Origin of the sequence: Burkholderia cepacia (assembly GCF_001039005.1) — a bacterium.
Taxonomy (GTDB): Bacteria; Pseudomonadota; Gammaproteobacteria; order Burkholderiales; family Burkholderiaceae; genus Burkholderia; species Burkholderia theae.
Genome location: NZ_LDWR01000062.1, coordinates 52680 through 58679 on the forward strand (window position 1 = coordinate 52680; position 6000 = coordinate 58679).

General features: G+C 68.4%; 6 protein-coding genes. 2 read left to right on the forward strand and 4 right to left on the reverse strand.

Going from position 1 to position 6000, the window contains the following annotated elements; translation table 11 throughout:
• Positions 1-245 precede the first annotated feature (245 nt).
• Positions 246-902 (forward strand): VC0807 family protein, encoded by a 657-nt coding sequence (locus tag VL15_RS32220; protein ID WP_048250887.1) that lies wholly within the window; start codon positions 246-248, stop codon positions 900-902.
• Positions 903-994: 92 nt separating this feature from the next.
• A complete protein-coding gene (locus VL15_RS32225) occupies positions 995-1861 on the forward strand; it encodes a CPBP family intramembrane glutamic endopeptidase (RefSeq protein WP_048250873.1) in 867 nt (288 codons plus the stop codon).
• Between the two features lie 34 nt (positions 1862-1895).
• On the opposite strand, the gene VL15_RS32230 is transcribed toward VL15_RS32225, so the two are convergent.
• From VL15_RS32230 to paaK, 4 genes are all read right to left on the reverse strand, one after another.
• Entirely contained in the window at positions 1896-2876 is a 981-nt protein-coding gene (locus VL15_RS32230) for an aldo/keto reductase (protein ID WP_048250874.1), read from the reverse strand.
• Positions 2877-2999: 123 nt separating this feature from the next.
• Complete coding sequence (locus VL15_RS32235; RefSeq protein ID WP_048250875.1) at positions 3000-3671, reverse strand: MarC family protein; 672 nt, start codon at positions 3669-3671, stop codon at positions 3000-3002.
• A gap of 127 nt (positions 3672-3798) precedes the next feature.
• Positions 3799-4599 (reverse strand): enoyl-CoA hydratase-related protein, encoded by an 801-nt coding sequence (locus VL15_RS32240; RefSeq protein WP_048250876.1) that lies wholly within the window; start codon positions 4597-4599, stop codon positions 3799-3801.
• Between the two features lie 38 nt (positions 4600-4637).
• A complete protein-coding gene (gene paaK, locus VL15_RS32245) occupies positions 4638-5951 on the reverse strand; it encodes a phenylacetate--CoA ligase PaaK (protein WP_048250877.1) in 1314 nt (437 codons plus the stop codon).
• Between the last annotated feature and the right edge of the window lie 49 nt (positions 5952-6000).

Here is a 6000-nt window from a genome sequence, read left to right on the forward strand (position 1 = left end):
CAAATTGAAGTTAACTTCAAGTAAAGGGAAATGTGCGCAACGCTGCGTTTCACGGATCGCTGCAATGAGCGGGATTCGGGCTGCCGGCGGCCGCGAATGCGTGACGCCCGCGCCGGCGCAAGCCGTCATTGCAACCCCGCAGCCCCGCGCGATTCTTCGATATACTGGACCGAACCCTTTTCGGGGCAACCGGGGGCAACCACGCCCTTCTCGCGTTCGCCCCAACCTGCGTGGAATTCCGCACCGTGAAACCGCGAGCCGGACTGATTCTCGAACTCTTCGTCAACCTGCTGCTGCCCTGGGTTGCCTACCGGGTCGCGCATCCGCATTTCGGCGAAACCGGCGCGCTGTACGCGTCGGCGGTTCCGCCCATCATCTGGTCGATCGTCGAATTCATCCGGTCGCGCCGCGTCGACGCGGTGGCGGCCATCGTGCTGCTCGGCATCGCGCTGTCGATCATCGGGATGGCGCTCGGCGGCAGCCCGCGCACGCTGCTGATGCGCGAATCGCTCGCGTCGGGCACGATCGGCATCGTGTTCCTGCTGTCGCTGTTCCGCGAACGTCCGCTGATCTTCTACCTCGCTCGTGCCACCGTGGCCCGCGAGATGGACGGCGGCGCCGCGCACTTCGAATCGGTCTGGGCCGCCCAGCCCGGGCTGCGGCAGATGCTCCGGCGAATGACCTTCGTGTGGGGCGGGTTCATGACGCTGGAAATGCTGCTGCGCTGCTGGATGGTCATCACGTGGCCGGTCGAGCGCGTGCTGGTCGTGTCGCCGATCATCGGCTACACCGTGTTCGGCTGTCTGCTGCTGTGGACGTTCTGGTACCGGCGGCGGATGCGCGTGCGCAATAGCGTCCACATCGGCGGCCGCGACGGCGTCACCGAGGTCGCCGGCCGCTGAGGGCCGATCGGCCGGCGCCGGCGCGGCGGCCTGTCACCGTGCCTGCTGTATGATGCGCGGCGTCTCGTCCGACGAATAATGCCTCTCCCGTTATGTCCCTTTCGCTCCTTCCGTGTGCCACGATCTGGCTCGCGCTGTTCGCGGCCGCCGCATTCGCGTGGCATCGCCCGCTGCACGGCCTGAGCGTCGGCCTTGCCGCGCTCGGCTATGCGGGCGCCCTCGCGTTCGGCCAGCTCGCACCGATCACGCTGGCGCCGCTCGCGCTGCTGGCCGCGGCTGCCTGGGGCGTGCTGCCCGCGCGCCCGCTCGCAGTGCGCATCGCCGCGCACATCGTGTTTGCCGCGCTCGCGATCGCGCTGAGCCTGCACCTGATTCCCGGCTTCCACAATCCGCGCGTGATCGCGCCGACGCGCTTCACGCCGGACGCCGTGCCGTTCACGATGTACCTGAATTACGACAAGCCGCTCATCGGCTTGTGGCTGCTGTGGGTGCTGCCGTGGGTCGCCCCCGACGTCGCGCTGTCGCGTGCGTTGCGCACGGGCGCGGTGGCGGCCGTCGCGACGGCCGCCGCGTGCCTGGCCGCCGCGCTCGCGTTCGGGATGGTCGGCTGGGCGCCCAAATGGCCGCCGTCCGGCTGGCTGTGGCTCGTGAACAACCTGCTGCTCGTGACGCTCGCCGAGGAAGCGCTGTTCCGCGGCTACGTGCAAGGCGGGCTGACGCGCGCGCTCCGCGCGTTCGCATGGGGGCCGTGGGCCGCGCTCGCGATCGGCGCGGTGCTGTTCGGCGCCGCGCACGCGGCCGGCGGCTGGCCATGGATCGTGCTCGGCACGGTGGCCGGCGTCGGCTACGGCCTGGCGTGGCGGCGCGGCGGACTGCTCGCGTCCGCGCTCGCGCATGCGGGGCTGAACGTCGTCCACTTCGGGCTGTTCACCTACCCGATGCTCGCCGCCGCGCACTGAACGCGGCACGCGGCGCTGCCCGGCGATGCCGCGTTCAGTTGAACCCGGCGACCGCGTGCGGCACGTACGGGCTTTCGAGCGTGGCGATTTCGTCGTCCGTCAGCTTCAGCTGGAGCGCGCCGAGCGCATCGTCCAGCTGATGCGGCTTCGAGATGCCGACGATCGGCGCAGTGACGCCGCGCTTTTGCGCGACCCACGCGAGCGCGACCTGCGCACGCGGCACGTTGCGCGCGGCGGCAATCGCCGCGACGGCCTCGACGACCGCCTTGTCCGCATCGGCCGTTGCGTCGTACAGCCGCTGGCCGACTTCGTCCTTCTGCTGCCGTTCCGACGATTCGTCCCAGCTGCGCGTCAGGCGTCCACGCGCAAGCGGGCTCCACGGAATCACCGCGATGCCTTCGGCTTCGCACAGCGGCAGCATTTCCCGCTCCTCCTCGCGATACAGCAGGTTCAGGTGGTTCTGCATGCTGACGAAGCGGGTCCAGCCGTTCTGCTTCGACGTGTGCAGCGCCTTCGCGAACTGCCACGCGAACATCGACGATGCGCCGATATAACGCGCCTTGCCGGCCTTCACGACGTCGTGCAGCGCCTCGAGCGTCTCCTCGATCGGCGTACCGTCATCCCAGCGGTGAATCTGGTAGAGATCGACGTAGTCGGTGCCGAGCCGGTGCAGGCTCTGGTCGATGTCGGTCATGATCGCCTTGCGCGACAGGCCGGCGCCGTTCGGGCCCGGCCGCATCCGGTAGAACACCTTGGTCGCGATCACGACGTCGTCGCGCTTCGTGAAATCGCGCAGCGCGCGGCCGACGATCTCCTCCGACGTGCCGTCCGAATACATGTTCGCGGTATCGAAGAAGTTGATGCCGGCTTCGACCGCCCGCTGGATGATCGGGCGGCTCTCCGCTTCCGGCAGCGTCCACGGGTGCGTGCCGCGCAACGGCTCGCCGAACGTCATGCAACCCAGCACCAGCTTCGACACTTCCAGCCCGGTCGACCCGAATTTCACGTATTCCATCGCACGCCTCGCCACTCAAGTTGGGTTTGCGGCCGGATACGCACAGCGCATCCGCCAGACGTGGCATGTTATCCCGCACGGCGCGAACGCGTATGGCCGCGCGGCGGGAAAGGACGAACCGGGTTACTTGACCTGGTCGGCGATCGGCTGCAGGAATGCGGAGAAGCCGGTCAGCATGATCTGCACGCCGATGCACAGCAGCAGGAACGCCGACACGCGCATCGCGACCTTGGTGCCTTCGGTGCCGAGGTAGCGCGACAGCAGCGCGGCGCGGCTGTAGGTCTGCCAGATCACGATGGCGACCAGCACGGAAACGGCGATCGACACGATGCTCGACAGCATGAATTCCGACAGCTTGTGCGTGCGGTTCGCGTTCAGCGCGATCGCGGTCGAGATCGAGCCGGGGCCGACCGTCAGCGGCACGGTCAGCGGGAAGAACGCGCGCGTCATGATCGCGTTCGCGTCGATCGGCTTGACCGGCGTATCGCCACCGCCCGGCACGTCGGGCTCGTTCAGCATCTGCCAGCCCGCCACCGCGACCGCCAGGCCGCCGCCGATCCGCAGCGCCTCCATCGAGATCCCGAAGAAATGCAGCACGGGCGTGCCGGCGAAAAACGCGACCATCAGCACGATGAACGCGTTGAACGCGACCTTCCGCGCGAGCAGGTCCCGCTCGTGCTCGGTGAGCGCCTCGGTCCGCTCGAGAAACAGGAACGCGATGCCGATCGGATTGATGATGCCGATCAGGCCGGTGAAGCCGAACAGGATCTCGGAGATAAGGCGGTTGACGATCATCGGGCGAGGAATCGGTCGGGGCTGGGCCGGCAGCGCGCCGGGGGTCACGCATTGTAGAGCAAGCGCCCGGGCCCGAGACGCAAAATGCGGCCGGGCCCGCGGCGGCGCCGAGCGTCGCCGTTGGTCGTTATTCGGCGCCCGCCTCCCATGCCGGCGGCCGCTTCGCGAAGAACGCGGAAAAGCCTTCCTTCGCTTCCGGCGTCGCCCGCACGCGGGAGATCGTCTGTGCGGTGAACGCCGCGCGCGCGTCCGACGGCGGATACTCGCCGATCGCGTCGAAAAAGCGCTTGATCTCCATCAGCGCGTTCGGGCCATTGCGGCCCAGTTCGGCGAGCGTCCGTTCGAGCGTTTCGTCGAGCGCGTCGAGCGGCACGGCCTGCTGGATCAGGCCGATCGCGACCGCTTCGCCGGCGGCGAGCTGCGTCGCGGTCAGCGCGAGCCGGCGCGCCTGGCGCTGGCCGACCGCCTCGACCAGATACGGGCCGATCACGGCCGGCAGGATCCCGAAACGCGCCTCGCTGACAGAAAAACGCGCGTGGTCGCTCGCGATCACGATGTCGCAGGCCGCGCACAAGCCGACGCCACCGCCGAACGCGTGGCCCTGCACGCGTGCGACCGTCGGCTTCGGGCACTGCCGGATCGCGCGCATCATCGCGGCGAACCGCTCGGCGTCGCGCAGGTTCGCGGCCGCATCGTTCGTGCTCGCGCGCTGCATCCACTGCAGGTCGGCGCCCGCGCAGAATGCGCGGCCGTCCGAGCGCAGCACGATCGCGCGCACGTCGTCGCGTTGGCCGAGCGCCGTGAACGCATCGGTCAGCTCGGCGATCATCGTCTCGTCGAACGCGTTGAGCACGTCGCCGCGCTGCAGCGCGACGGTCGCGATGCCGCGCGCATCGACCGCGACGGCCAGGGTCTTCAATTCATCCATCGAACAGGTTTCCTCGGGTAGAACGGCAATCATCTGCATCAGGCAGCCTGGCGGCGATCGATCACGCGCCGGGCCTTGCCGGTCGCGGTCGCGGGAATGCCGCCGGCCGCGAGCACCGTCACGCCGGACGACACGCCGACCATCGTCTTGATCCGGTGCTGCAGCTCGCGTGCGAGCGCCGCGCGATCGCTGTCGGTGACGGACGCCTCGGCTTCGGAGCGCAACTCGACCGCGAGGTCGAGCCGGTCCATGTGACCGTCGCGCGACAGCGTGATCTGGAACTGGCCCGACAGCAGCGGCAGCGCAACGACGATCTCCTCGATCTGGCTCGGGAACACGTTCACGCCGCGCACGATCAGCATGTCGTCGGAGCGGCCCGTGATTTTCGCGAGACGGCGCATTGCGCGCGCGGTCGGCGGCAGCAGCGCGGTGAGGTCGCGCGTGCGGTAGCGGATCACCGGCATCGCTTCCTTCGTCAGCGACGTGAACACGAGCTCGCCCTGGCTGCCGTCGGGCAGCACTTCACCCGTGACGGGATCGATGATCTCCGGATAGAAATGATCTTCCCAGATCACCGGGCCGTCCTTCGTCTCGACGCATTCGCACGCGACACCTGGGCCCATCACCTCCGACAGCCCGTAGATGTCGAGCGCGTCGATGCCCACGCGCGTCTCCACTTCCTCGCGCAATGCCTGCGTCCACGGCTCGGCGCCGAAGATGCCGATCTTCAGCGACGACTCGGCCGGGTCCATCCCCTGCCGCACCATCTCGTCGATCAGGTTCAGCATGTACGACGGCGTGACGAGGATGATCTTCGGCTCGAAATCGCGGATCAGTTGCACCTGCTTCTCGGTCTGCCCGCCCGACATCGGCACGACCATGCAGCCGAGCCGTTCCGCGCCGTAATGAATCCCGAGGCCGCCCGTGAAGAGCCCGTAGCCGAACGCGTTGTGCAGCGTGTCGCCCGGGCGGCCGCCGGCCGCGCGGATCGAGCGCGCGGTCACGTTCGCCCACGTGTCGATGTCGCGCGCCGTGTAGCCGACCACGGTCGGCTTGCCCGTCGTGCCGCTCGACGCGTGCACGCGCACGACCTGCTCGCGCGGCACCGCGAAGAGCCCGAACGGATAGTTGTCACGCAGGTCGTTCTTCGTCGAGAACGGGAATTTCGCGAGATCGGCGAGCGTCTTCAGGTCGTCCGGATGCACGCCCGCCGCATCGAACGTGCGGCGATAGTGCGGGACGTTGTCGTACGCGTGGCGCAGCGACCACTTCATGCGCTCGAGCTGCAGCGCCTGCAGTTCGTCGCGGCTGGCGGTCTCGATCGGCTCGAGGGCGGCGGCAGGGTGAGTCATCGGGGTGCTCCTCCAATGGAGTGATGTCGTTATCGTGATAGAAGTGACG

Bases quoted from the DNA above. Each gene is read 5' to 3' on its own strand.
- VL15_RS32225 (WP_048250873.1), top strand. From the start codon at position 995: ATGTCCCTTTCGCTCCTTCCGTGTGCCACGATCTGGCTCGCGCTGTTC.
- VL15_RS32230 (WP_048250874.1), bottom strand. From the start codon at position 2,876: ATGGAATACGTGAAATTCGGGTCGACCGGGCTGGAAGTGTCGAAGCTG.
- VL15_RS32235 (WP_048250875.1), bottom strand. From the start codon at position 3,671: ATGATCGTCAACCGCCTTATCTCCGAGATCCTGTTCGGCTTCACCGGC.
- VL15_RS32240 (WP_048250876.1), bottom strand. From the start codon at position 4,599: ATGGATGAATTGAAGACCCTGGCCGTCGCGGTCGATGCGCGCGGCATC.
- paaK (WP_048250877.1), bottom strand. From the start codon at position 5,951: ATGACTCACCCTGCCGCCGCCCTCGAGCCGATCGAGACCGCCAGCCGC.